This window comes from Ruegeria atlantica (assembly GCF_001458195.1).
In the GTDB taxonomy this organism is placed as follows: Bacteria; Pseudomonadota; Alphaproteobacteria; order Rhodobacterales; family Rhodobacteraceae; genus Ruegeria; species Ruegeria atlantica.
This window is the reverse complement of sequence record NZ_CYPU01000039.1, coordinates 449,800-473,282: the sequence shown is the minus strand read 5'-3', so window position 1 is coordinate 473,282 and position 23,483 is coordinate 449,800. Positions and strand designations below refer to the sequence as shown.

Here is a 23,483-nt window from a genome sequence, read left to right as displayed (position 1 = left end):
CGAAAAACCTCTGACAAACCCCGATTTTTCGGGCTGGCCTGCACTTATGCCGCTTGAATCGGCGTGCAGGCCAGTCTAAATTCCGGCCTTGAATTTCTGCAATCATCAAAGGAATGAACCCATAGCCCGCAGACCTCACAACGCGCCGCCGCAAAGAGACACCGGCCCCCGCGTCAATGATAAGATCCGTGCCCCCGAAATCCGTCTGATTGGCGCTGAAGGTGAAAATGTCGGGGTGGTTCATCCCGCCAAAGCCATGCAGATGGCAGTTGATGCCGGTCTTGATCTGGTCGAAATTTCGCCCAACGCAAACCCGCCGGTCTGCAAAATTATGGACTTCGGTAAGTTCAAATACGAGACGCAGAAACGCGAAGCCGAAGCCCGCAAAAAACAGAAGATCATTGAGATCAAGGAGGTCAAATTCCGACCCAACACTGACACTCATGATTACGACGTGAAAATGCGGAATGTGTTCAAGTTTCTTGAAAATGGGGACAAGGTCAAAGTGACCCTGCGTTTCCGCGGCCGTGAAATGGCGCACCAAAATCTGGGTCGTGAACTGTTGGAACGTGTTGCGGCCGACACCAAAGAGATCGGCAAGGTTGAAAACATGCCGAAGATGGAAGGCCGTCAGATGATCATGCTGATCGGCCCGCTGCCACAGAAATAAACCCCTGTGCATATCGAATTTGAAACCCTGTCAGATCCGTTCTGACAGGGTTTTTTTGTTGGTTCTTAGGGACAGGCCAAGCGGCGCTTCAGCCGGGGATCGAGGTCGAGATCGCCCGACTAAGTTTGCCCACAAGCTCATCTATCTGCGCGTTTTCAATGATGAACGGAGGGGCCAGAAGGACATGATCCCCAAGACGCCCATCCCGTGTACCGGACATGGGATAGCAGATCAGGCCCTCGGCCAAAGCGGCTTTCTTGATTTTGCCTGCAACGCCATGAGCCGGATCAAACGGCATTTTCGTTTCGCGGTCAGCCACCAGCTCCAGCCCGCGGAAAAGGCCCCTGCCGCGGATATCGCCGACATTTGGATGCTGACCGAATTCGGTCTGCAATGCCTCTTGCAGCTTTTCGCCCATCACGCTGGCGCGCGCGGGCAACGCGCGCGCGGTCAGTTCGGTGACAACGGCCAGGGCCGCTGCTGTCGCAACCGGGTGACCAATATAGGTGTGACCATGCTGAAAGAACCCGGACCCGTCGCGGATCGCATCATAGATTTTCCTGGTGCACATCATCGCACCAATCGGTTGGTATCCAGCACCCAACCCTTTGGCGATGCACAGAATGTCCGGCGAAATCCCATCATGATCACAGGCAAACAAATGCCCGGTCCGTCCCATGCCGCACATCACCTCATCAAGGATCAACAGAACGCCATATTGGTCACAGATCTGGCGAATACGCTGAAAATACCCCTCAACGGCAGGAACCGCACCCAGCGTTGCGCCCACAACGGGTTCTGCCATGAACGCCATAACCGTTTCAGGACCCAAGCGAAGGATCTCGGCCTCCAACTCATTCGCGACGCGCTGGCCATAGTCAAAGCTGCTCTCGGCATCCGGCTTTTCAGCGTATTCGAAACAGGGCGCGATATGTGTCATCTCGATCAGCATCGGAGCAAACTGCGCGCGCCGCCATTCGTTACCTCCAGCCGACAACGCGCCCAAAGTGTTCCCGTGATAGCTCTGCCGCCGCGCGATCACCCGGCGACGCTCGGGCTGGCCAATTTCAAGAAAGTACTGCCGCGCGAGTTTCATCGCCGCCTCGGTCGCCTCGGATCCGCCTGAGACGAAATACACACGGTCCAAATCACCAGGCGCGTGTTCCACCAACAGATCAGCCAACGCCTCTGCAGGTTCGGATGTCATGAAACCGGTATGTGCAAAAGCGATCTGTTCGACTTGCCGCTGCACGGCCTCGATAACCGCCGGGTTCGAATGCCCAAGGCACGACACCGCAGCGTCACCACAATCCAGATAACGTTGCCCCTGATCGTCGATCAGGTAGCACCCGTCGCCACCAACGGCGACTGGCAAGTTCGATTTGGTATGACGAGGAAAAACGTGGCTCATTGCTGAGGTCCTTTCAAAACCGCGACCAGCGCCGAAACCGACGCTGCGTTGTTCGCCCAGGCACTTCCGTCCTGGTTGGTCAAACTGTTTTCAAATCCAACCCGCACATCCCCGCCACGGTCCGCAGCCGTTTTTAGGCAAGCATGTTCCCGCTTTCCGAATGCACAGACCATCCAACTGGAGTGGGTTTGCCGAAAGTGATCAAGGTCTTCCGGTGCGGATTCCTGCCCAGAGGTGTAACGCCCCAGAACCAACAGCCGATCAGTTTGCCCGTCGCGGACGATCCCGCGGGCCTGCCAGTCTGCCAGAAATGCAGCATCTGCATCGTCATAGAGAATATGCTGAACGCGCGTTCCCTGCTCGGCACACAGACCGTAAACATTATCCGCGAGGTCCGGCGCGCGCGCGATTTCCCGGACCGAGATCGAAGCCCAATTCGGCGTTACCTGCTGCAAACAGTGCAATTGGGCCGGGACATCAAAGATACCCGCCGCCTCGGTCGTGATCTGAATGTCCATCTCAGGCACGGCACGACGCAACTCGGACATCGTCTCAAGATAACGCCCGGCATCCAGAGAATGCTGCCCCTGATCATCGCGCACATGCAGGTGAATCCCATCTGCACCGGCCAGAAAGCAGCTTTGTGAAGTCGATACGATCTCCTGCACCGACACCGGAAGCTGAACGTGATCTGCATGCCCCCTCCGGGCACCGTTCGGCGCCACCAGAACATAGGGCGTATGCGATTGCGGCAGTGTTTTGGACATAAGAGCACCCTTTTCAACTTTTAACCCAGTTAAGGGCCTTAGGCGCGTTTTCAATTTACATCTTTCATAACATTTGTTTTCTTTCGCGGATGACCAAGTCTTTGAGCCAGCTTACCGAAGCTCTGCGACAGCAGATTGACCAGTTGCCTCCCGGATTGCAGATGGCGGCAAAATACATCCTCGACCATCCCGGAGATTTCGGGCTGGACTCAATTCGAGAAACCGCAGCAAAGATCGGCGTCAGCTCAAACGTTCTGGTCCGGTTGGCGGATCGGATGGGATATGACCGCTTCGACGACCTGCGCGCTCCGTTCCGCGATGCGTTGGTCACAGATGGTGAGGATCATCTGAGCCAAAGTTGGCTTGCCGACATGCAAGACGGTGATGCATTCAGCGCTGCCCAGGCAAAATTTGCCCAGAATGCACAGAACGTCGTCATGCGATCCCTGCGGTTAATGAACCCTGAACGCGTCAAGCGCGCCATTGAAATTATGACGTCTTCTGACAGGTGCTTTGTCACCGCCACGCGCGCCAGCTATGCCCTGTCATACTATTTTTCTTATGCCGGACGCATGGCACACCCCGGTCTGCAACTTGTTCCGCGCCACATGGGTTCCGCAGCAGATGATCTGTTGGACGCAAGCCCCAACGATTGCCTGATTGCAATCACCTTCCATCCCTATTCCGCCGACACCATCCAATCAATGCGATTGGCGCGACGCATGAATGTGCCGCTCATCCTGATTGCCGACAGCGAAGTGATTGCACCCGGGATCGAGCCGGACGTGGTTTTCCCCGTCAGCACGCGATCTCTGCACCACTTCTCGAACTATGCCGGGGCCATGGTGGTTCTGGAATGCCTACTGGGTCACCTGTTTCAATCGGGCGGAGACGTCGCGCGCGATCGCGTGGACAATTACCAAAAGTCCCGAGAAGACACAGGCGCATACTGGCAACCATCCCAGCCGCCCAGAATAAGACGGAAGTAAAAAAAAGCCCTGGCCATAAGCTCCGGGGCTTTTTTAACAGTTTTAAGCTTACATGCAGGCTTCAATGGCCCACTTAGTCATGACACTGACCAGATGCGCGCGGTACGCCTTGCTGCCGTGCAAGTCGGCAATCATGTTCGCGGGATTGATGCTCAGCCCGGTCAAGGCGTCCTGCCGAAACTCCTTGTTCAGGGCTTCTTCTGCCTCGGACCAGCGGAACACACCATCCTCACTGGCCCCTGTTACCGCAACGCGAACACCGTCGGCGAAACGTGCCAGGTACACTCCGACCAGCGCAAAGCGCGATGCGGGTTGCAGGAATTTCTGATAGCTTGCCGCTTGTGGCACCGGGAAATTGACCGTGGTGATGATCTCACCTTCCTCCAGGGCTGTACTGAACAAACCCTCGAAGAAATCATCCGCCGCGATTTGGCGCGTATTGGTGATGATCGTCGCACCTGATCCCAAAGCGCCCGCCGGATAGCAAGCGGCCGGATCATTGTTGGCCAGTGAGCCACCGATTGTTCCTCGATTGCGCACCGCTGGATCGCCGATCAGCCCAGCCAGTGCGGCCAGCGCCGGATAGCTGCCGGCGGCCTCTGACGCCACCGTTGCGTGGGTTGTTGCGCCACCAATGGCCACCGACCCGTCATCCTCGATGCAGACCCCCTGCATGTCGGGAATCCCACCCAGCGACACCAGCGTAGACGGTGCTGCCAATCGCTGTTTCAGCGTTGGGATCAGCGTCTGGCCGCCCCCCAACGCCTGTGCATCCTCGCCTCCCAGCGCCGAAACGGCGTCAGCAACGGTCGAGGGCTTTTCAAACTCGAAATTGTACATTTCGCTTTCCTTTCCGAAAGGCGCGGATCCGCCCTTCATCTGGCTAAAAATATCCCGAGGGTCTGGGGGCAGAGCCCCCAGGCCACCCGACCAATCAGCTGTTCATCGCCGCCCAGACACGTGACGGGCTCACCGGCATATCGATGTGTTCGACCGCCTTGCCGCCCGAGTTCAGCGCATCCAACACCGCATTGACCACCGCCGGCGGCGAGCCAATTGCACCGGCTTCACCGCAGCCCTTCACACCCAATGGGTTATGCGTACAGGGCGTCTGGCTGGAATGATCCACACCATAGAATGGCACGTCATCCGCTCGCGGCATCGCGTAGTCCATGAAGGACGCGCTCAGCAACTGACCGTTTTCGTCATAGGCACAATTCTCCAGCAAAGCCTGACCTATGCCCTGACCAATACCGCCATGGACCTGACCGTCGACGATCATAGGATTGACGATGTTGCCAAAGTCATCTGCGGCGTTGAAAGCCTCGACGGTCACCTGACCGGTCTCTGGATCAACCTCGACCTCGCACGCATATGCTCCGGCCGGGTAAGTGAAGTTGGCCGGGTCGTAAAACGCGGTCTCCTCCAACCCGGGTTCGACTTCCAACGGGTAGTTGTGTGGTACATAAGCCGTCAGGGTCACATCACCCCAGGCCACCGACTTGTCGGTACCCGCGACGCTAAACTGACCGTCTTTTAGTTCAATATCCGCCTCGGACGCCTCCAGCAGGTGGGCGGCGATCTTCTTGCCCTTCTCGATCACCTTCTCGGTCGCCTTGACCATGGCCGAACCACAAACGGCCAGCGAACGCGAGCCATAGGTCCCCATGCCAAACGGAATCTTTGAGGTGTCGCCATGCACGATCTCGACCATCGACTCGTCGATACCGATCATGTCGGCCACAACCTGCGGGAAGGCTGTCTCATGCCCCTGCCCGTGGCTGTGTGCGCCCACCATGACGCTTATCGAACCGGTGGCGTTCACCCGAACAGTTGCGGCATCATAAAGACCCGCGCGGGCCCCCAACATGCCGACGATGTTCGAAGGCGCGATACCGCAGGCCTCGATATAGCAATTGATGCCCAGACCACGCAGCTTGCCGTTGGCTTCGCTTTCGGCCCGACGCGCGGCGAAACCCGCCAGATCGGCAGCGACCTCAAGCTTGTCCATCGTCCCGTTGTAATCCCCGGTGTCATAGGTCAGTGCGACCGGAGTGTCATAGGGGAACTGAGTGATAAAATTCTGACGGCGCAGGGCAATCGGATCAACACCCAACTCGCGTGCAGCTTTATCCACGACACGTTCTAGCTGATAAGTTGCCTCGGGACGGCCAGCGCCACGATAGGCGTCCACCGGAACCGTGTTGGTGAACATCGCCTTCACATTCACCTGAATGACCGGTGTCTTGTAGTTACCTGCCATCAAGGTACCGTGCAGCCAGGTCGGAACCGAGCTGGAGAAGGTCGACAGATACGCACCCAGATTGGCGTATGTGTTCGTGCGCAGACCGATGAAGTTGTTGTCTGCATCCAGCGCCAGTTCGATCTTGCTGACATGGTCACGGCCATGGGCATCGGACATGAACGCCTCGGACCTGCTTGAGGTCCACTTGACCGGGCGATTGCAGGCCTTGGCGGCAAAGGTGCAGAACGCTTCTTCCGCATAGTGGAAAATCTTGGTTCCAAAACCACCACCCACATCCGGGGCCACCACGCGCACTTTATGTTCGGGCAGGCCCAGAACAAAAGCACACATCAGCAGACGGATCACATGCGGGTTTTGCGACGTGGTGAAGAGCGTGTATTCGTCCGTACCACGCTTGTACTCACCCACCGCCACGCGCGGCTCCATTGGGTTGGCGACGAGGCGGTTGTTGACCAGATCCAGCGTCGTCACGTGGGCTGCGTTGGCAAAGACCTCATCGACCTTGGTGTCGTCCGTCTCACCCAATTGCCAATCATAGCAGATGTTGTTCTTCAGATCGTCATGAACCAGCGTCGACCCATCCTGAGCAGCAGCTTTCATGTTCATGACAGCCGGCAGTTCTTCGATATCCAGATCGATCGCCTCGGCCGCATCACGGGCCTGTTCGAGGCTGTCTGCCACAACGGCCGCAATCGGGTCGCCCACATGGCGCACCTTGCCTTGTGCCAAAATGGGGTGCGGCGGCTCCTGCATCGGCGCGCCGTGCTTGTCTGTCACTTCCCAACCGCAGGGCATCCCGCCCACGCCTTCGAAATCTTTGCCGGTGAAAACCTTGACCACGCCCGGCATAGCTTCGGCGGCTGAGGTGTCGATACTCTTGATCCGTCCATGCGCGATGTCGGACCGTAGGAAATGTACATAGGCCTGGCCATGTACGTTGATGTCGTCGGTATAATTGCCCGCTCCCGTCAGAAAGCGTACGTCTTCGCGCCGCTTGGAACTGGCTCCGATGCCACTGTCTTTGGGCATTGCTTGTTCTCCTCCCATAAACGGATGCTGTGCATCCTATGTCTTCCCACGGGCGCTTCATCGGACGCCCGCAGCGGCATCATTCGGCAGCGATGCTGCTGACGTCCTGACCAGATGCGGCCATGATCGCCTTGACAATGTTGTGGTAGCCGGTGCAACGGCACAAGTTGCCTTCCAGATACTTGCGCACCTCGACTTCGGTCGGGCGCGGGTTTTCTTTCAGCAGTGCTGCAGCACTCATGACCATTCCCGGTGTGCAGAAACCGCATTGCAGGCCGTGATGGTCCTGAAATGCCTGCTGAATCACGTTCAGCGAGCCATCCTGGTTAGCCTGGCCTTCGATCGTTCCAACATCAGCCCCGTCTGCCTCAAGCGCCAGCATATTGCAGGACTTCACCGCCTCTCCGTTCACATGCACGACGCACGCGCCGCATTGCGCTGTGTCGCAACCCACATGAGTGCCGGTGAGATTGAGATTCTCGCGTAGAAAACCGGACAACAACGTCCGCCCTTCTACGTCACCGCTGACGGTCTTACCGTTCACGGTCATTGAGACCTTGGTCATAAGATCCTCCCCTATTGGCTTTTATCGCTGTCGCCAAGTTAAACACGGGAAAATTTGTTTGAGAACAAAAATATTTAGCGCCAATATCCGACGTTCGTAGGGGTCGTCTTTTCTTACATAGCCGCCTAAGAAGAAAAGCTAAAATCTGCCACATCACCTTTTGCGCGACGCGCGTGGTTGCGGACGCGTCGGGATTTCTTTCAACAGCCCGCCGACGCCCATCCCCGCAATGTCCGCGCCGGTTGTTTCGATCCCGCAAGCAACCCGCGACAGGACCCAATCCGCGCCGTTCAATGCAGGCGAACGGGCGCATCCGGGCAATCCGATTACTGGCCTTGGGCCGAGTGATCCAAGAAACAGCAGATTGCCGGGATCGACAGGCATTCCGAACCTGTCCACCTGACCGCCAGCCGCCCGCACGGCCTGGGGTGCAACATCAAAAACATCAGATGTGGCAGAGCCGGTCAGGATCATCACAATGTCACCGGCAGCCTCTGAGATAGCCCGCGACAGCGGTTCGGCTTTGTGTGGAACAATCCGTACATCGCTGAGGTCCATGCCAAGGGTTTCTACCCGGCCGCGAATGGCGGCGATCCCCTTTTCGTTGGGGGGGCCTCCGGGAATATCCGTTACGATCAGCCCTGCCGTTTTATGTACCGGTGCCATCAGACGAATCGAAGCCCTGGCCAGACCAGCGGCCTGCACGACGTCATCCTTTGGAACGGCGTAGGATATCACCTTGATCGTGGCGACCATCCCACCCGGGCCCATCTGTTGATATTGCGGCACCGTCGCTACTGTGATCATCGGGTTAACGCAGTTGAACTCCTGCAGGGCCGCAACGTCCAATTCGACAACACCCGGCCCGTCGGCCAGCAGGTTCACGCGCCCGGTAAACGGCTGCGTTACCCGTAATTCGGCGGCATCTGGATCAGGCGCAAGTGCAGCGGCCAACATTTCAGCTGCTTCATCCTCATGGCAATCGCCGGGCTCAAGTTGCGCAACCGTGACCTCATCATATCCAGCTGCACCCAGATGAGCCGCATGTTCAGCAGTCAGCAGCAATCCTTTGCGCAACTTGGCATCCTGAACCTGGACGGAGTGTGCAAGGATCGCGCCGGTGGCCTCGGCGACAGGAACGGGACCGAATTTCACGCCTTGCCCCGCAGCACGGCCGTCATCTGGGCAAGGATGGCCACCGCGATCTCGGACGGGCCCGCCGCGCCGATGTCCAATCCAATCGGTCCGTGGATCTGGGCAATCTGTTCGTCCGTAAAACCCGCCTCTTTCATGCGAGCAACCCGCTTGGCATGGGTACGCGTGGACCCCAGAGCGCCGATATAAAACACGCCCGCCTTCAAGGCAGACTCCAAAGCCGGGTCGTCCAATTTGGGGTCATGCGTCAGCAAGACAACAGCGGTTCGCGTATCCATGCCCAGCTTGGCGACCGCCTCGTCCGGCCAATCAGTCAGGATGGTTTCGCCCGGGAATCGGGCACCAGAGGCAAAGGCATCGCGCGGGTCGATGATGGCCGGATCATATCCTGCGATCCGGGCCATCGGAACCAGCGCCTGCGCAATGTGCACTGCGCCGACAATTATTAAGCGTAGCGGTGGGTTATGAACCGCAACAAATGTCTGTCCGCCTTCTTCAAAACCTGATCGGTCCATCCGCATTCGAACCGGATAAGCGTTGCGGCGCAAAGCCCGGTGACCGGTTTCGGTATTAACTTCATAGGCCACCGGTTCCCGCTGTGCGCGGGCTTTGACCAGATCTCGCAACATGGATTCTGGCAGGACCGAACCGATAGGTTCAACTAAAACGCGGATCGTTCCGCCACAGGCCAAACCCACGGCAAAAGCGTCCTCATCGCTGACGCCAAATTCCAACAGGCGCGCATCACCTTCGTCCATCGCCTCAAGCGCTTCGACGATGACCGCGCCTTCGACACAGCCGCCGGATACCGACCCTTCGATCCGCCCGTCTGCGGCGATCACCAACTGTGCGCCGACGCGGCGCGGCGCGCTGCCCCAGGTTTCAACCACCGTGGCCAGAGCGGTTGGGTTACCCTCGGAATGCCATTTAAGGGCCGTCTCTGGGCTGTTGTCGAATCTGTCCATTGCGCCCTCCCGGCGTGTTCTGAACCAACATAGGCAGGTTTGGCGCAATGAAAAGTAAGCCTTAAGGCGAATACCGGATGTTCGACCTGTCTGTTAAACTCAGAATTGCATCGGCGTATACAAGCCCAGATTACCAAGCAGCCCACAAATCATTGATTGCACCCGGCCCAGATTCTAGCCTACATGCGTAGCTGCTGCATTCCAGTATGCGCATATTAATTTTTGACAATGGAGACAGAGAGTTGAAACGCATTTTTACACTCGGAATGGCACTTGGCCTGTTCACCGCAAGCGTTGCATCCGCAGACACGTTCCTGCGTTACGGCGAGGTTGAAGGTTGGAAAGTATTTATTGACGAGGACAAGAAATCCTGCCTGATCGAAGCTGTTGATGACGCTGAAAACGTCGTTCAGATGGGCCTGACCGAAGATCGTGGCGTGGGCTATGTTGGCGTCTTCACCAAGGCCAAGACCGACATCAAGCGCGGTGAAAAAGAAGCTGTCGCGGTCCTGCTGGGCGACAACATCTATGTTGGTGAAGCAACCGGTATGAAAGGCAACATCACCAAGGGTTACTCAGGTGGTTACGTCCTGTCCGACGATCCCCAATTCGCCGATGACCTCGCCAAGCAAAAGGTCATGGTTGTGTTCCCGGAAAAGGAATTTGCCTTCACCGTTGATCTGACCGGCACTTACAAAGCCATGGAAATGGCCCGCAAGTGCAACGAAGAACAGCTAAGCTGATACTCAGTCGGAAAGCGCGGACAACAACCGCGCTTTCTCACCCACGTCATCGGGTTTCGAGATGACATTGGCCAGATCTTCGAGCGACGCAATCGAATGGCCGGCGCGGAAACTGTCAACATGGGGCAGCATGGCCGCGACGCCCTGCGCTTTGGGCGCGAACCCATCCCACCGTAGCAATGGATTCAACCAAATCAGACGACGCGCAGACAGGTGTAATCGCTCCGTCTCTTTACCCAACGCCTCGGGGTCTCCGCGATCCAGCCCGTCCGAGATCAATAGGACCACAGCACCCTGCCCCATGACCCGCCGCGACCAATCGCGGTTGAACGCGTGCAGACACTCGCCAATCCGCGTTCCCCCTTCCCAATCCTGAGCCTCAGCCCCAGCGGCGGCCAGAGCCGCATCTACATCGCGCTGCTGAAGATGACGGGTGATATTCGTCAGACGCGTCCCAAAAGTGAATGCGTGAACCTTGGCCCAGCCTGCCCCTTTGGCGTTCGACACCGCATGCAGGAAATGCAGGACGATCCGGCTGTACTGGCTCATCGACCCCGAGATATCGCAAAGCACGACAAGATTGGGCCATCGAGGTTTCGGCTTGAGCTTAGCAATATCGCGCAACTCTCCACCCTGACGCATCGCGGCGCGCAATGTCCGCGCCCGGTCGATGCGATGCCCCAGGTGGCTGGACTGACCGCGCCGGGACTCTATCGGCTTTACCGGCAGAGCAAGCCGCGACAGCATGCGCTTAGCTTGCGCGATCTCGGCGGTGCTCATCTGCTCAAAGTCCAGACTGCGCAGACGTTCCTCGGAGGACGCCGTTTGCGAGGCGTCGATTTCTAACTCGGTTTCTTCTTCCTGCTCAGCCACTTCGGGCAGATCACGTTCAACCCCGTCCAACAACGCCTCGGCCGCGCGCTTTTCGGCTGCGTCAGCCTTGCGTTCTTCCTGCACGCCGCGAATAGCCGGCAGCATCATGGACATCATGTGCTCAAGATATCGGGGGTCACGCCAATAGAGGCGAAAGACCTGCGCAAATATAGTGCGGTGTTCCGGGCGGTTCACGAAACAGGCGTGCAATGTCCAGTAGAAATCCTGTTTTTCCGTGAACCCCGCCGCCTGAACCGCGCGAATGGCATCCACCACTCGACCCGTCCCAATCGGTAACCCGGCCTTACGCAACGCCCGCGCAAAATGAGTGATGTTTTGCGCCAGCTTGGGGTTGTCCGGAATGTCGATCGGAAGCTGTTCAGCCATCAGGCTGGTTCCAGCGACGCTTTGGCTTGATCCAGTATTCGTTTCGCCTCGGAGCCCTGCAATTTCTGGATGTCGTCCTGGTATTTCAAGATTGCACCCAGGGTGTCTCCGATCACTTCGGGGCTGAGGTTGATGACGTCCAGCGCAAGCAGGCATTTGGCCCAATCTATCGTCTCAGCCACACCCGGTTTCTTGAACAGGTCTTCGGTGCGTAGATGCTGAACAAAGGCCACGACCTCACGACTAAGCGCTTCGGCAGCTTCCGGCGCGCGCGCGTGCAGGATTTCGATTTCTCGGTCGAAATCGGGGTAGTCGACCCAATGATAGAGGCAACGTCTTTTTAGTGCATCATGCACCTCACGTGTGCGGTTCGAGGTGACGATAACGATGGGCGGCTCCGGTGCTTTGACCGTGCCCAGTTCAGGAATCGTGACCTGAAAATCGCTGAGCGCTTCGAGCAGGAACGCCTCGAAGGGTTCGTCTGTGCGATCAAGCTCGTCGATCAACAGGACCGGCGCACCATGCTCATCCGGGCGCATTGCCTGCAGCAGCGGGCGTTCGATCAGGTACTCGTCCGAGAATAGTTCGGTCTGCAATCTGCCCCGATCCGCCCCGCCCGAGGCTTCGGCCGTGCGGATCGCAACCATCTGCGCCGGAAAGTTCCATTCATAAACAGCGGAAGAGGCATCCAGACCTTCGTAACATTGCAACCTGATCAAGCGCCGGTTCAGACCGGCGGCAAGGGCCTTGGCGATCTCGGTCTTGCCCACCCCGGCCTCACCTTCCAGAAACAGTGGTCGGCCCAGTTTCAGGGACAGGAACACCACCGTCGCCAGCGCGCGCCCGCAGACATAGCCCTGTGAACCCAACATGGATTGGACGGCGTCGATGGAATCTGGCTGTGTCATGTTTCGATCTCTCCCTTGCCACAACAGTTCATGGGGGATCGCGCGCGTCAAGGCCGTGTTCTTTCCGGGACTTACGACGATCGGACTGATTGACAAGGTCTGGGACCGAATTGAAGGTCTTTCACCGCCGGGTCCGCTGTGCTAGCGGAAGGCCATGACCGATACCCTCACGATCCGCCGCCCCGACGACTGGCATCTGCACCTGCGCGATGGCGCGATGTTGCAGGCCGTCCTGCCCGAAACCGCGCGTCATTTTGCCCGCGCGATCATCATGCCGAACCTTGTGCCGCCCGTCGTGCGCGGCGATCAGGCCGCCGCCTATCGCGACCGCATATTGGCCGCGCTGCCCGAAGGCATGACGTTCGACCCGTTGATGACCCTATACCTGACCGAAGATACCGACCCCGAAGATATGGCAGCAGCCCATGCCAGCGGTCTGGTCAAAGCGGTCAAACTGTACCCGGCGGGCGCGACGACCAACTCTGCCTCGGGCGTACAGGATTTCGACAAAGTGCGCCCGGTGCTGGAAAAGATGGCCGAGATCGGACTGCCCATGTGTGTGCATGGTGAGGTGACCGACGCCGAAATCGACATCTTTGACCGCGAAGCTGTGTTCATCGACCGTGTTCTGGATCCGATCCGCAAGGCCACTCCCGGACTGCGTGTGGTGATGGAGCACATCACGACCGCGAACGGTGTCGATTATGTCAAATCCAACGACAAGGATCTGGGTGCAACGATCACGGCACACCACCTGATTATCAACCGCAACCATATCCTCGTTGGTGGAATCAAGCCGCATTACTATTGCCTGCCTGTCGCCAAGCGTGAAGAACATCGACTGGCTCTGCTGGCGGCTGCAACCTCGGGCGATGCGCGGTATTTCCTGGGTACTGACAGCGCTCCCCATACCGACGCCAACAAGGAAATGGCCTGCGGGTGTGCGGGATGTTTCACGGCGACCAATACAATGTCACTTGTGGCCGAGATGTTTGACCGCGAGGGCGCTTTGGACAAGCTGGAAGGCTTTGTGTCTCTGAACGGCCCGGCCTTCTATCGCCTTCCGGTGAATGAGGAAACCATCACCCTGACCAAAGGCGAACCGGTGGAATACCCGGACAAGATCGACTGCGACGAAGGTCCGGTCACAGTGTTTGAACCGGGTTTCCCGCTACATTGGCGCGTGACTTAACCCTCCAGCAACGCAGACAAATCGCGGGCGCGGCCTCCGGTGCGCAGCATCGACCAGACCGCGTCCGCGTCATCTGTTCCGATCAGCTTGTTGGCCTTGCCGCGCACCCGGTCCTCACGATCTGACAAAGTCATCGGGGCCAACAGGTCATGCGTAGCCTCGCGCCTTGCCCCATCCCGGCGCAACAAGGTCAGCTGCGCCTGCGTTTCTGACAAGCTGTCATCCGCTTCGACAGAGACTCGGTCCCGCAAGGATACCAGTCGCGGGTCGGCGCATGTCTTGTCTGAATAGCTGCCTGGCAGGGCCGTATCATAGCCAAGCGCCTGCATCGCAATCACCGTCCGATATGAGAACTTGGCACCAAGGCCAGTTGTCGGGGATGTCTGGTTGCAGACGCTCATCCACCTTGGATGCGTCTTGATCTTGATCTCGGCGACTTCCGGTTCGGCGATATCCAGGTCGCGCGCGGCCTCAAGCGCGGCGTGCAATCCGTGGCAACAGGCATGAAACTTGTGACTGACGCTTTCAAAAAGCCATTCCGCACCCAGCCCATCCAATGAGGCTGCAATGTCAGACTGACCTTTATGCGTCGCGCCAAATCCATAGGACCCTTCCAGCGCGTCTGAATTGGGATCGAATCCCGATGCCACCAACAAAGCTGCCTCAACCCCGGCAGAGGCCGCAAGACCCGCGTTATAAGGTTTTCCCATCGTTCCGAATTGCGCCTTTAGACCGGCAGCCCTAGTCGCCGTCAGGCCCAGAACTTTTCGCATCTGTTCGACGTCGAACCCCAGTATGCGCCCTGCAGCGACAGCTGCACCAAACGCGCCAGACGTGGCGGTCTGGTGAAAGCCCGCCTGATAGTGATCGCGCCCCAGCCAGAGGCCGATCCGAATGGATGTCTCCATCCCAACCAAGGCTGCCTCAAGGAAATCGACCAGAATACGGTCGTCCCACTCGCTTAAGGCCAGCGCCGCCGGAAGGACGGCAACCGATGGATGCCCGATATGGGCGAAATGCGTGTCATCATAATCCAGGGCATGCGACACGGTTCCGTTTACCAAGGCAGCACCGCGCAGGGGTGCCCCACCTCCACCAAAAAGGCGCGCTTGTTCCGCCCCCTCTTCGCCAAACACAAGGTCGCGCACTGTCCGGGAAACAGGCTCATCAACTCCGGCACGCCCGACAGCTATCCAGTCCAAAACAGAAAGAGACGTAACGACCCGCGTCTGCAAAGTCGTCGTGATGGGCCCCGCCGCGAAGGCTGCCAGTGATGTGGTAAAATCGGTCATGGACGCAGTCTAGCGACCGCCAACTCGGGGTAAAGACCTAGCTGTACAAGTCCTTCGCGCGGGTCTCAAAGGCTTGAACGATCCGATGCATGGCCTCGTTGAAGACCACACCGATGATGCCTTGCAGGATGGCGTTCTTGAATTCGAAATCCACGTGGAAAGTGATGTTGCATCCGCCATCATCAGCGTCGGCGAACTGCCAGTTGGAATTCATGTATTTGAATGGTCCGTCCAGATATTCGGTGTCGATTCTTTTCTGATCGGCAAACAATGTCACCCGGCTGCCGAACCGTTCGCGAAACACTTTGAACGAGATCACCAGATCTGCTTCCATGACCTGCGCCTCACCCGCCGCATAGGTCCGACGAATGCGGGCGGCTGCGCACCAAGGCAGAAACTCGGGATACTTTGCCACGTCCGCGACCAGCTCGTACATCTGCTGAGCAGTGTAAGGAAGGTGACGTGTTTCCGAATGAGTAGGCATGGCGTCCGGTTTTTCAGGTGACAATGGCGCGTCATGTCGTATGTTGCGCGCCAAAGATCAAGGGGGCAGCGATGAGCGACCGCGCATATGTGATAGATACGATGATCTCGGCCAAAGCGATTGCAGCCCGAATCGAGGAATTATGCCGCGAAATCACGGCAGAATTCGGAGATACCGACAAGCTGATCGTGGTCGGCTTGCTGCGCGGCAGTTTCGTCTTCATCGCGGATCTGGTGCGCGAGCTGGACCTGCCGATCGAAGTCGATTTCCTCGAAGTATCCTCGTATGGAGACGCTATGGAAAGCAGTCGGGAAGTACGTATTCTTAAAGACTTACGCGGCGCGATTGAAGGGCGCGATGTTTTAGCGGTCGAGGATATCGTCGACACCGGCCACACGCTGAACCACGTCACAAAACTATTGCGCAGCCGCAAACCAAGCCGACTTAAGTCCATTGCCTTGCTGGACAAACCCAGCCGGCGCGAGGTCGATTTCCGTTCCGATTGGATCGGCTTTGAAATTCCGGACGAATTTGTTGTGGGTTACGGGATCGACTACGCGCAGCGCAATCGCAACTTGCCATTCATTGGCAAAGTTCGATTTGTCGAAGACTAAACCGGTTTACCCCCAGTTCAGGCTTGGGCGTCGCCTAAAACCTGCCGGATAGCCGACAGGAAAACCGCGGTTCCAACAGGTATCAACGCGTCTGGGAAATCATAGTCAGGGTTATGCAATTGCGGGTGACCCTGCCCTGCGCCCAGCCAGAACATCGCCGTTTTCGCGCCTTTCCCAAATTGCCCGAAATCTTCTGAGAACTTTTGCGGCGTCTCTGTTGAATGGAACGGTACTCCACGCTCGGCGCAGGCCGTTGCGATGATGTTCACCGCGTCGCTGTGATTGACACAGGCCTCGAAGACATCGTCATAGGTGATCTCAACCTCCAGACTGTCGGCGGATACGGCGCGGCGCGCTAGCGCCTCGGCCTCGGTCATCAGCGTTTGCATCCGAGCGTCTGAAACGGTGCGCAAGGTTACCCAGATCTCGGCCCGCCCCGGAGCGACGCCGAAAGTCGGCTCTCCCAAACGGGCATGCGTCACAGTTGTCAGCGCAAAATCGGCATCCAACGCGCCGCCTGCGCCTAAACCCGCCAGCTTCGAAACCAGTTCGGACATCGCCTCAGCCGGGGAAATCCCATCCTGAGGCGCAGCCGCATGGGATGTCTTGCCGGCCAGGATAATTTTCATCCCGCGCGAGGCGCAGTTAGCCGAACCCTGACACAACTCAACGGCGCCGAGTTCCAACCCCGGCAGGTTGTGCAGAGAGAACACGTAGTCCGGCGCGATTTGCGCGAATTGGGGGTCCGCGCGAAAGGCGATAGCGCCCTGCCCGGTTTCCTCAGCCGGTTGAAAGATCAACACCACCCGACCCTTTTGGGGACGGTGGCGCGCCAGGTCTTCGGCAACGCCAAGCACCATCGCCATGTGCCCATCATGGCCACACAGATGCCCTTTGCCCGGAACCTTCGACACGTAGGGGTGCGTGCCAAGTTCTTGAATCGGCAGCCCATCCAATTCGCACCGGATACCAACGGTTGGCCCAGCCTGCCCACTGTCAAAAACCGCGGCAACGCCATGCCCCCCCAATCCGGTAAGCACACGGTCCGCACCGAATCCCCGCAAAAGCTCTGTCATACGGGCAGCGGTCTCACGCTCGCCCCCGGAAAGTTCGGGATATTGATGCAGGTCGTGGCGCAGGCGTGTCAGCCGCGCGTGCGCTTCGGGTGTCACCCCTGTTCCAGCTTTTTCTGGCGAGCCTCACGCAACCGGGCAAAGTCATCCCCCGCGTGATAGGACGACCGGGTCAGAGGTGTCGCGGACACCATCAGGAACCCTTTGCCATAAGCAGCCTTTTCGTAGGATGCGAATTCTTCCGGCGTCACGAACCGATCCACACCATGGTGTTTGGGCGTGGGCTGCAGATACTGACCGATGGTTAGAAAGTCGATATCGGCAGCGCGCATGTCATCCATGACTTGCCGGACTTCTTGCTCGTTCTCACCCAGGCCGACCATGATTCCTGATTTAGTAAAGATCGATGGGTCCAGCTCTTTGACGCGCTGCAACAGCCGCAACGAGTGGAAATAACGCGCACCGGGACGCACTTCGAGGTACAGGCCGGGTACGGTTTCGAGATTGTGGTTGAACACGTCCGGCTTGGCCTCGACGACAGTTTCAAGAACGGAAGAGTCACATTTCAGGAAATCAGGTGTCAGGATTTCAATGGTCGTCTTCGGCGACCGGTGCCGCACCGCGCGTATCGTCTGTGCGAAATGATCGGCACCGCCGTCCTTCAGATCATCGCGGTCAACAGATGTGATCACGACGTGGTTCAAACCCAGCTTTTCAACCGCATGCGCCACGCGCCCCGGTTCAAACGCATCCAACGAGTCCGGACGTCCTGTCGCAATGTTACAGAAGGTACAGCCGCGCGTACAGATCTCGCCCATGATCATCATGGTGGCGTGGCCCTGGCTCCAGCATTCGCCGACATTTGGGCATCCGGCCTCTTCACAGACAGTGACCAGATTATTTTCACGCATGATCTTGTGCGTCTCGGCATAACCCTTTCCGCCGGGGGCCTTGACGCGTATCCACTTGGGCTTCTTAGGCTGCGCATTGTCTGGACGATGCGCTTTTTCGGGATGACGTTGTTCTGGGATCTTCAGATCACGCACGGCTGGCTTTCCTGACTTTGGGTCAATTTGCTTTGCCCTAACATAATACGCCCGCGCAGACTATGCCACCCGGGCATACCCGCCATGCATAGCAGGTTTGCAACCGAAGAAGTCGCGCCGCGCTTCAAACATAGTAGCAGGATTTATCCTATGTTTACTGTTACTTAAAGTTATATCGCAAATGCAGCATTTATAGCGTTGAAGGCGGTTTAGAACTGTTTTAAGTCACCAATAATTCTAATGTGAATCACAGGAGCCCGCAGATGAAAACCGGCGCAAAACTGCCTTCCGTTACTTTCCACACCCGTGTCCGCGACGAAGCAATCGAAGGATCCAACCCGTTCCGTTGGGAAGACAAAACAACCGCGGATTACTTCGCAGGCAAGCGTGTCATCCTGTTTTCCCTGCCCGGTGCGTTCACACCCACATGCTCGACCTTCCAACTGCCCGGTTTCGAAAACGGGTATGCCGATTTCACTGCCAAGGGCATCGATGAAATCTACTGCATGTCCGTGAATGACAGCTTTGTCATGAACAAATGGGCACAGGATCAGGGCCTGAAAAACGTCAAAGTCATCCCTGACGGTTCGGGCGAATTTACCCGCAAAATGGGCATGCTGGTCGACAAGGAAAACTTGGGCTTTGGCATGCGTTCGTGGCGCTACGCTGCCATCGTAACCGATGGTGTTGTCGCAGCTTGGTTCGAAGAGCCCGGCCTGATGGACAACTGCCCAGAAGACCCCTATGGCGTTTCGGCCCCGGAGACCCTGATGAAGCACCTGGAAGAAGCCAAAGAACCGGCACTGGCATAACAATTGTCAGGCTGACGTATCAAAGGCTCGCCTCTGGCGGGCCTTTTTTAATGGCGGGTCGCGGTTACGATATCGTCGCCAACACGCCGGATGACTTCCGCAAGACTGTCGAACCAGTCTTCATGTCCCGTCGAAAGGCGCCGGACCAACCCCACCGTCCGCGCAGGCTGCGGTGCCCCGAACCGCATGAGTTTGAGCCCCGGAACTGCTTCGGTTTCCGAGCGCGCCGCGAGTTCAGGCATGAGTGTCAGACCAAACCCTTCGGCAACCAGTCGCGACAAAGTCGCCAATGAGGACGCCCCCATATTGATCAAACCGCTGCCTCTGTCTTGACCACAGACCTCAAGCGCCTGATCTGTCAGGCAATGCCCGTCATCCAGCAACATCAACTGCGCGGTCTGCAAATCCACCGGGCGCAAGGCATCGGGGTCTGAGTGTACCGTCCCAAGGCGCCCCGCGCTTCCGGCAAGCAGAAAGCGATCCTCAAAAAGCGGCAATTCGAACAATTCGCTGCCACCGGCCGGCAAGGCCATCACACCGGCATCGATTTGCCCGGCCCGCAACATGGCCAGCAAGCGCTCGGTCCGGGCCTCGCGGATCTGCACCCGCAAGGAGACGTCGGCTGTGCGCAGCCCGGCAAGCACACCAGGCAAAAGATAAGGCGCAATCGTCGGGATGATTCCAATCGCCAAAGACCGATGCCCAACGGAATGATCCTTTGCGAACTGGTCCAGCCTGTCTGCCGCGCCTAGCACCTGACGGGCGTAGTCCAGCACGTCGCGCCCCAACGGCGTCAGCAGTATGTCGCGGGCCTGACGTTCGAACAGCGGCCCGCCCAGGGTCTCTTCTAACGCTTTGATTTGAACCGACAGCGCGGGTTGTGAGACATGGCAGAACTGCGCCGCACGACCAAAATTGCGCTGATCTGCCACCGCATTGAAATACTGAAGCTGTCTTAGGGTAAAATTCATAGGCAATTCCTATCACTGCCCCCTGAAACCTCAACTGCGAATTATGGAATTTCTACCCAATCAGGCGAGTTTTCTCTGCTTGATCTTCGTAATGGCGCTTTAGACGTTGCAGGGCGATGCGCAACACGATCTTTCCGGAACGCGCCGACCACCCCATGCGTTTTTCGGCTAATTCGAGCCCCTCAAGGTAACAGCAGCACCGCAGTGCCACGTCGCTTAACACCGGTCCCAGATCCGACAGGGCACGTTCAACCCGAGCGCGCGCGTCTGACGATCCCTGGCCTGCATACGTTCCATTTGCGAAACTTCCCCGCCCCCCCGGCCGTTAGAAAGTGATCCCAGTTTTGGGCAACCTGCAGACCGATCTGCGATAGTTCAAAGTCTTCGCGCAGCCGTTCGCCAGCGCCGACCAGAGTTTCGTCGAGAAAGGGCTTTCCGTCCTTGTCCCGCCTGCGCGCCAACGCGATCAGCGGACTTTCGGCAGCACTGTACCGAATACGTCTGGCGCCGTGCGACGACCTGTCCTTTCTTTGTTCGCCATGCGCCTGAAACGGCGATTGCGCTCCGGCCATGCCGAACTCGTTTCTGGCGCGGGCTTTGTTCTCGGCCTCGGCGATCAGTTGGCTTAAGGCCGACCGCCCAGAGGAAGAGATGCGATACCGGGAAGTACGTCCGGGATTATCGCAGGATATCCAATCATTCAGAGCCAGCGCTTGCGCAATCGTGCAATCGTGCAATCGACGACCGCAGTTCTTGCGGTCCCGCTGTCGCCGCTGTCCCGAACGACCACAGCCTTGTCCATCTCTTCCACCACAGCCAGAACCGCGCCGGTTTCGCAAGGGCGGCGCAGTATTCGAAGAGCTTCGCGGTTAAACTCATCGTCCTTGTTTGCTGCATCGTTGGCCTGAATCCCCAAAGGCTCGTTTAGGGATCCAGCACGCCCCTGTTGATCCGTGAAATGGACCTCTGCCAGCGCTTGCAGCGCAGCGTCCACCAACGGATCGTCCCGGCGCATTTCAATACGTCGGATCTGTCTGAGTATGGTTGACGCATGGCACCCCACGGATCGCGCGATGTCGCGGATCGATTGACCGGTTTCGGTGTGCGCCAGGTATCTCTGCGCCCCTTCAGGCACCCACGCCGGAATGGTGAAAGCCATGTTTTCTTGCATAGTCGCTTGCCCTCGTCGACAAAACAATCGGTTCTCAATCGCCCCCGGTGAATGTGTTAACCAATCCTAACTAGAGCCGCTTTCGTTACTCGTTCGTTAACCGGGAGAGACAACAACCAGATTTGATTCAAAATCATAAACACTCATGAAGTCAGAGTTCGGAGGGAGTCCGCACAAGGCAACACTCGCTTAGGTTGTGTGACAAATGGCTATCTTCTGTTCAACCAAAGGAACACTGAAATGCAGGACCTGATGACCATGATTACAACGCTCCGCCGCCCACGCCTGTTGGCACGGGCCGCAAAAATTGGGGCGCAGGAGTATGATCGGGACCGGCATCTTCAGCGTGTTCTGGGATACGGATCACTGCCCGGCACAGGGTCTGCGCTGGTTCGTCTGTTGGAATTGGAACGAGAGGTTAACGCCCAAAGACTGGCCGAAGACGCCGCCTATTCGCTGGTCCGCCATTTGGACCTGCTGATTGCGCTGTTGGGCGAGGCGCAACTGTTCAAAGCCAGTCGCGCAGCGCTATATCAATGATCAGGTGAAGGCATCCGGCATGGATGCTTTCTTTTCCGCCACGTATGCGTTCAATGCTTCATTGACGGCGGGGTCGAGTTGCGGTTGCTGGTAATTGGCCAGCAGATGCTCGACCCGCGACGTGGCCAATTGGCGTGTGTCGCGCCCGCCTTCGTCTTCCCAGGTCTCAAAGGGTTTGTAATCCAGGACCTCGGACTTCCAGAACGCTTCTTTAAAATTCGCCTGCGTATGGGCACAGCCCAGATAGTGACCGCCCGGGCCAACTTCGCGGATCGCATCCATCGCCTGCGCGTTTTCATCATAGGCCACGCCCTTGGCCAGACCGTGCAGAACGCCCAACTGGTCGGCATCCATGACGAACTTTTCTAAGTCTGCAACAAGACCGCCTTCAAGCCAGCCGCAGGAGTGCAGCATGAAGTTCACGCCGGCCATTAGCCCCATGTTCAACGAGTTTGCGGTCTCATAAGCCGCCTGTGCATCAGGCAATTTCGAGCCGCAGAACGACCCGGCCGAGCGGAACGGCAGGTTCAGACGTCGCGCCAGCTGGCCCGCACCGTAGGTAACCATCGAAGCCTCGGGCGTACCAAATGTCGGCGCGCCAGAGTTCATATCGATCGATGACACAAAGGCACCGAAAATCGCAGGCGCACCCGGACGGATGATCTGGCTATACGCGACACCAGCCAGAACTTCGGCCAGAACCTGCGTTAATGTCCCTGCAATCGAAACCGGCGCCATCGCACCACCCACGATAAAGGGCGAGATGATGCAGGCCTGATTGTTCTTCGCATAAACTTCCAGCGCGCCCATCATCACGTCGTCGAAGGTCATCGGCGAGTTGATGTTGGTCAGCGAGGTCATCACTGTGTTTTCCTGAACGAACTCTTTGCCGAACAGAATCTCACACATCTCAACCGAATCTTGCGCACGGCTGGGATCGGTGACCGAGCCCATGAACGGCTTGTCCGACAAGGTCATGTGCGCCATCAGCATGTCAAGGTGACGCTTGTTCACCGGAATATCTGTCGGCTCGCACACGGTCCCGCCCGAATGGTGCAACCATTTGGACATATACGCCAGTTTCACGAACTTGTTGAAATCTTCCATGTTCGCATAGCGACGGCCACCTTGGGCGTCCCGCACAAAGGGTGGGCCGTACACCGGGGCCAGAACCAGATTGCGGCCACCGATGACAACCGATTTCTCGGGGTTACGGGCATGCTGCGTGAATTCGCTGGGCGCGGTTTTGATCAGCTGACGAGCCAGACCACGCGGAATGCGGACGCGTTCACCATCGACATCGGCACCAACATCTTTCCAGCGCTGCAACGCGGCTGGGTTGTCGACAAAATTAACGCCGACTTCGGCCAGAATGGTTTCCGCATTGGTTTCGATGATTTCCAACGCTTCTTCGTTGAGAACCTCGAAGTTCGGAATATTCCGTTCGATGTATTTCGCCGTTTCGATGCGAACCGCGGTACGTTCGGCCCGGCGGGCGGCGCCACCGCCACCTCTTGCCCGACGCCGGGTGTTTGCCTCTGCCATGAGAAGATCCCGTCT

22 protein-coding genes and 1 pseudogene are annotated in these 23,483 nt (G+C 57.8%); 7 read left to right on the top strand and 16 right to left on the bottom strand.

What is annotated here, in order from left to right:
- The first annotated feature begins 88 nt into the window (after window positions 1–88).
- Entirely contained in the window at window positions 89–670 is a 582-nt protein-coding gene (infC, locus tag RUA4292_RS12180) for a translation initiation factor IF-3 (RefSeq protein ID WP_199520007.1), read from the top strand.
- Between the two features lie 88 nt (window positions 671–758).
- On the opposite strand, the gene RUA4292_RS12175 is transcribed toward infC, so the two are convergent.
- Together RUA4292_RS12175 and RUA4292_RS12170 are read right to left on the bottom strand one after the other, a co-directional pair.
- On the bottom strand, window positions 759–2,081 hold the full coding sequence (locus tag RUA4292_RS12175; protein ID WP_058277810.1) for an aspartate aminotransferase family protein: 1,323 nt from the start codon (window positions 2,079–2,081) through the stop codon (window positions 759–761).
- Window positions 2,078–2,848 (bottom strand): beta-keto acid cleavage family enzyme, encoded by a 771-nt coding sequence (locus RUA4292_RS12170; RefSeq protein WP_058277809.1) that lies wholly within the window; start codon window positions 2,846–2,848, stop codon window positions 2,078–2,080. The genes RUA4292_RS12175 and RUA4292_RS12170 overlap by 4 nt, the downstream gene beginning before the upstream one ends.
- An 89-nt stretch (window positions 2,849–2,937) precedes the next feature.
- Between RUA4292_RS12170 and RUA4292_RS12165 the strand changes: the two genes are divergently transcribed.
- Window positions 2,938–3,837: a MurR/RpiR family transcriptional regulator gene (locus RUA4292_RS12165; RefSeq protein WP_058277808.1), complete on the top strand. Its 900-nt coding sequence runs from the start codon at window positions 2,938–2,940 to the stop codon at window positions 3,835–3,837.
- A gap of 48 nt (window positions 3,838–3,885) precedes the next feature.
- On the opposite strand, the gene RUA4292_RS12160 is transcribed toward RUA4292_RS12165, so the two are convergent.
- The 5 genes from RUA4292_RS12160 to RUA4292_RS12140 all read right to left on the bottom strand — a co-directional run bounded on the left by RUA4292_RS12160 (window position 3,886) and on the right by RUA4292_RS12140 (window position 9,817).
- Window positions 3,886–4,677, bottom strand: coding sequence for an FAD binding domain-containing protein (locus RUA4292_RS12160; RefSeq protein ID WP_058278177.1), 792 nt, complete (start codon window positions 4,675–4,677; stop codon window positions 3,886–3,888).
- Window positions 4,678–4,771: 94 nt separating this feature from the next.
- Entirely contained in the window at window positions 4,772–7,132 is a 2,361-nt protein-coding gene (locus tag RUA4292_RS12155) for a xanthine dehydrogenase family protein molybdopterin-binding subunit (RefSeq protein WP_058277807.1), read from the bottom strand.
- A 79-nt stretch (window positions 7,133–7,211) separates the two neighbouring features.
- Window positions 7,212–7,697 (bottom strand): (2Fe-2S)-binding protein, encoded by a 486-nt coding sequence (locus RUA4292_RS12150; protein WP_058277806.1) that lies wholly within the window; start codon window positions 7,695–7,697, stop codon window positions 7,212–7,214.
- A 153-nt stretch (window positions 7,698–7,850) separates the two neighbouring features.
- Window positions 7,851–8,852 (bottom strand): molybdopterin-binding protein, encoded by a 1,002-nt coding sequence (locus tag RUA4292_RS12145; RefSeq protein ID WP_058277805.1) that lies wholly within the window; start codon window positions 8,850–8,852, stop codon window positions 7,851–7,853.
- Window positions 8,849–9,817, bottom strand: a complete 969-nt coding sequence (locus tag RUA4292_RS12140; protein WP_058277804.1) for an XdhC family protein — start codon at window positions 9,815–9,817, stop codon at window positions 8,849–8,851. The genes RUA4292_RS12145 and RUA4292_RS12140 overlap by 4 nt, the downstream gene beginning before the upstream one ends.
- A 242-nt stretch (window positions 9,818–10,059) precedes the next feature.
- Between RUA4292_RS12140 and RUA4292_RS12135 the strand changes: the two genes are divergently transcribed.
- Complete coding sequence (locus RUA4292_RS12135; protein ID WP_082637106.1) at window positions 10,060–10,560, top strand: hypothetical protein; 501 nt, start codon at window positions 10,060–10,062, stop codon at window positions 10,558–10,560.
- Between the two features lie 3 nt (window positions 10,561–10,563).
- On the opposite strand, the gene RUA4292_RS12130 is transcribed toward RUA4292_RS12135, so the two are convergent.
- Window positions 10,564–11,820: a vWA domain-containing protein gene (locus tag RUA4292_RS12130; protein WP_058277802.1), complete on the bottom strand. Its 1,257-nt coding sequence runs from the start codon at window positions 11,818–11,820 to the stop codon at window positions 10,564–10,566.
- Entirely contained in the window at window positions 11,820–12,728 is a 909-nt protein-coding gene (locus tag RUA4292_RS12125; protein WP_058277801.1) for an AAA family ATPase, read from the bottom strand. Before RUA4292_RS12125 ends, RUA4292_RS12130 begins: the two co-directional genes overlap by 1 nt.
- A 154-nt stretch (window positions 12,729–12,882) precedes the next feature.
- Between RUA4292_RS12125 and pyrC the strand changes: the two genes are divergently transcribed.
- The gene (gene pyrC, locus RUA4292_RS12120; protein ID WP_058277800.1) at window positions 12,883–13,920 is read left to right on the top strand and encodes a dihydroorotase; all 1,038 of its coding nucleotides are present in this window, start codon (window positions 12,883–12,885) and stop codon (window positions 13,918–13,920) included.
- Here pyrC and RUA4292_RS12115 read toward each other — a convergent pair.
- Both RUA4292_RS12115 and RUA4292_RS12110 read right to left on the bottom strand, forming a co-directional pair.
- Window positions 13,917–15,212, bottom strand: a complete 1,296-nt coding sequence (locus tag RUA4292_RS12115) for an MmgE/PrpD family protein (protein WP_058277799.1) — start codon at window positions 15,210–15,212, stop codon at window positions 13,917–13,919. The two genes, pyrC and RUA4292_RS12115, sit on opposite strands and share 4 nt — an antisense overlap.
- A 37-nt stretch (window positions 15,213–15,249) precedes the next feature.
- On the bottom strand, window positions 15,250–15,696 hold the full coding sequence (locus RUA4292_RS12110) for a type II toxin-antitoxin system RatA family toxin (protein ID WP_058277798.1): 447 nt from the start codon (window positions 15,694–15,696) through the stop codon (window positions 15,250–15,252).
- A gap of 71 nt (window positions 15,697–15,767) precedes the next feature.
- On the opposite strand from RUA4292_RS12110, the gene hpt reads away from it, so the two are divergent.
- Window positions 15,768–16,310, top strand: coding sequence for a hypoxanthine phosphoribosyltransferase (hpt, locus tag RUA4292_RS12105; RefSeq protein WP_058271886.1), 543 nt, complete (start codon window positions 15,768–15,770; stop codon window positions 16,308–16,310).
- A gap of 17 nt (window positions 16,311–16,327) precedes the next feature.
- On the opposite strand, the gene RUA4292_RS12100 is transcribed toward hpt, so the two are convergent.
- Window positions 16,328–17,482 carry an amidohydrolase gene (locus RUA4292_RS12100; protein WP_058277797.1) on the bottom strand — a complete coding sequence of 385 codons (1,155 nt, stop codon included), beginning with the start codon at window positions 17,480–17,482 and terminating at the stop codon, window positions 16,328–16,330.
- Complete coding sequence (lipA, locus tag RUA4292_RS12095; RefSeq protein ID WP_058277796.1) at window positions 17,479–18,429, bottom strand: lipoyl synthase; 951 nt, start codon at window positions 18,427–18,429, stop codon at window positions 17,479–17,481. The genes RUA4292_RS12100 and lipA overlap by 4 nt, the downstream gene beginning before the upstream one ends.
- Before the next feature lie 263 nt (window positions 18,430–18,692).
- Between lipA and RUA4292_RS12090 the strand changes: the two genes are divergently transcribed.
- Window positions 18,693–19,241 carry a peroxiredoxin gene (locus RUA4292_RS12090; RefSeq protein ID WP_058277795.1) on the top strand — a complete coding sequence of 183 codons (549 nt, stop codon included), beginning with the start codon at window positions 18,693–18,695 and terminating at the stop codon, window positions 19,239–19,241.
- A gap of 47 nt (window positions 19,242–19,288) precedes the next feature.
- Here the strand turns inward: RUA4292_RS12090 and RUA4292_RS12085 are convergent, their stop codons facing one another.
- Both RUA4292_RS12085 and RUA4292_RS12080 read right to left on the bottom strand, forming a co-directional pair.
- Window positions 19,289–20,212: a hydrogen peroxide-inducible genes activator gene (locus tag RUA4292_RS12085; RefSeq protein ID WP_058277794.1), complete on the bottom strand. Its 924-nt coding sequence runs from the start codon at window positions 20,210–20,212 to the stop codon at window positions 19,289–19,291.
- Window positions 20,213–20,264: 52 nt separating this feature from the next.
- Window positions 20,265–21,383, bottom strand: a pseudogene (locus RUA4292_RS12080) (DUF6456 domain-containing protein).
- A gap of 240 nt (window positions 21,384–21,623) precedes the next feature.
- Here RUA4292_RS12080 and RUA4292_RS12075 point away from each other — a divergent pair.
- A complete protein-coding gene (locus RUA4292_RS12075) occupies window positions 21,624–21,923 on the top strand; it encodes a DUF6477 family protein (RefSeq protein ID WP_058277793.1) in 300 nt (99 codons plus the stop codon).
- On the opposite strand, the gene RUA4292_RS12070 is transcribed toward RUA4292_RS12075, so the two are convergent.
- Entirely contained in the window at window positions 21,924–23,468 is a 1,545-nt protein-coding gene (locus RUA4292_RS12070) for a trimethylamine methyltransferase family protein (RefSeq protein ID WP_058277792.1), read from the bottom strand.
- Window positions 23,469–23,483 lie beyond the last annotated feature (15 nt).

What these genes read in the sequence shown, in the direction of transcription:
- RUA4292_RS12175 (WP_058277810.1), bottom strand. Translation starts at nt 2,081, where the DNA reads ATGAGCCACGTTTTTCCTCGTCATACCAAATCGAACTTGCCAGTCGCC.
- RUA4292_RS12170 (WP_058277809.1), bottom strand. Translation starts at nt 2,848, where the DNA reads ATGTCCAAAACACTGCCGCAATCGCATACGCCCTATGTTCTGGTGGCG.
- RUA4292_RS12165 (WP_058277808.1), top strand. Translation starts at nt 2,938, where the DNA reads ATGACCAAGTCTTTGAGCCAGCTTACCGAAGCTCTGCGACAGCAGATT.
- RUA4292_RS12160 (WP_058278177.1), bottom strand. Translation starts at nt 4,677, where the DNA reads ATGTACAATTTCGAGTTTGAAAAGCCCTCGACCGTTGCTGACGCCGTT.
- RUA4292_RS12155 (WP_058277807.1), bottom strand. Translation starts at nt 7,132, where the DNA reads ATGCCCAAAGACAGTGGCATCGGAGCCAGTTCCAAGCGGCGCGAAGAC.
- RUA4292_RS12150 (WP_058277806.1), bottom strand. Translation starts at nt 7,697, where the DNA reads ATGACCAAGGTCTCAATGACCGTGAACGGTAAGACCGTCAGCGGTGAC.
- RUA4292_RS12140 (WP_058277804.1), bottom strand. Translation starts at nt 9,817, where the DNA reads ATGGACAGATTCGACAACAGCCCAGAGACGGCCCTTAAATGGCATTCC.
- RUA4292_RS12130 (WP_058277802.1), bottom strand. Translation starts at nt 11,820, where the DNA reads ATGGCTGAACAGCTTCCGATCGACATTCCGGACAACCCCAAGCTGGCG.
- RUA4292_RS12125 (WP_058277801.1), bottom strand. Translation starts at nt 12,728, where the DNA reads ATGACACAGCCAGATTCCATCGACGCCGTCCAATCCATGTTGGGTTCA.
- pyrC (WP_058277800.1), top strand. Translation starts at nt 12,883, where the DNA reads ATGACCGATACCCTCACGATCCGCCGCCCCGACGACTGGCATCTGCAC.
- RUA4292_RS12115 (WP_058277799.1), bottom strand. Translation starts at nt 15,212, where the DNA reads ATGACCGATTTTACCACATCACTGGCAGCCTTCGCGGCGGGGCCCATC.
- RUA4292_RS12110 (WP_058277798.1), bottom strand. Translation starts at nt 15,696, where the DNA reads ATGCCTACTCATTCGGAAACACGTCACCTTCCTTACACTGCTCAGCAG.
- hpt (WP_058271886.1), top strand. Translation starts at nt 15,768, where the DNA reads ATGAGCGACCGCGCATATGTGATAGATACGATGATCTCGGCCAAAGCG.
- RUA4292_RS12090 (WP_058277795.1), top strand. Translation starts at nt 18,693, where the DNA reads ATGAAAACCGGCGCAAAACTGCCTTCCGTTACTTTCCACACCCGTGTC.
- RUA4292_RS12085 (WP_058277794.1), bottom strand. Translation starts at nt 20,212, where the DNA reads ATGAATTTTACCCTAAGACAGCTTCAGTATTTCAATGCGGTGGCAGAT.
- RUA4292_RS12075 (WP_058277793.1), top strand. Translation starts at nt 21,624, where the DNA reads ATGCAGGACCTGATGACCATGATTACAACGCTCCGCCGCCCACGCCTG.
- RUA4292_RS12070 (WP_058277792.1), bottom strand. Translation starts at nt 23,468, where the DNA reads ATGGCAGAGGCAAACACCCGGCGTCGGGCAAGAGGTGGCGGTGGCGCC.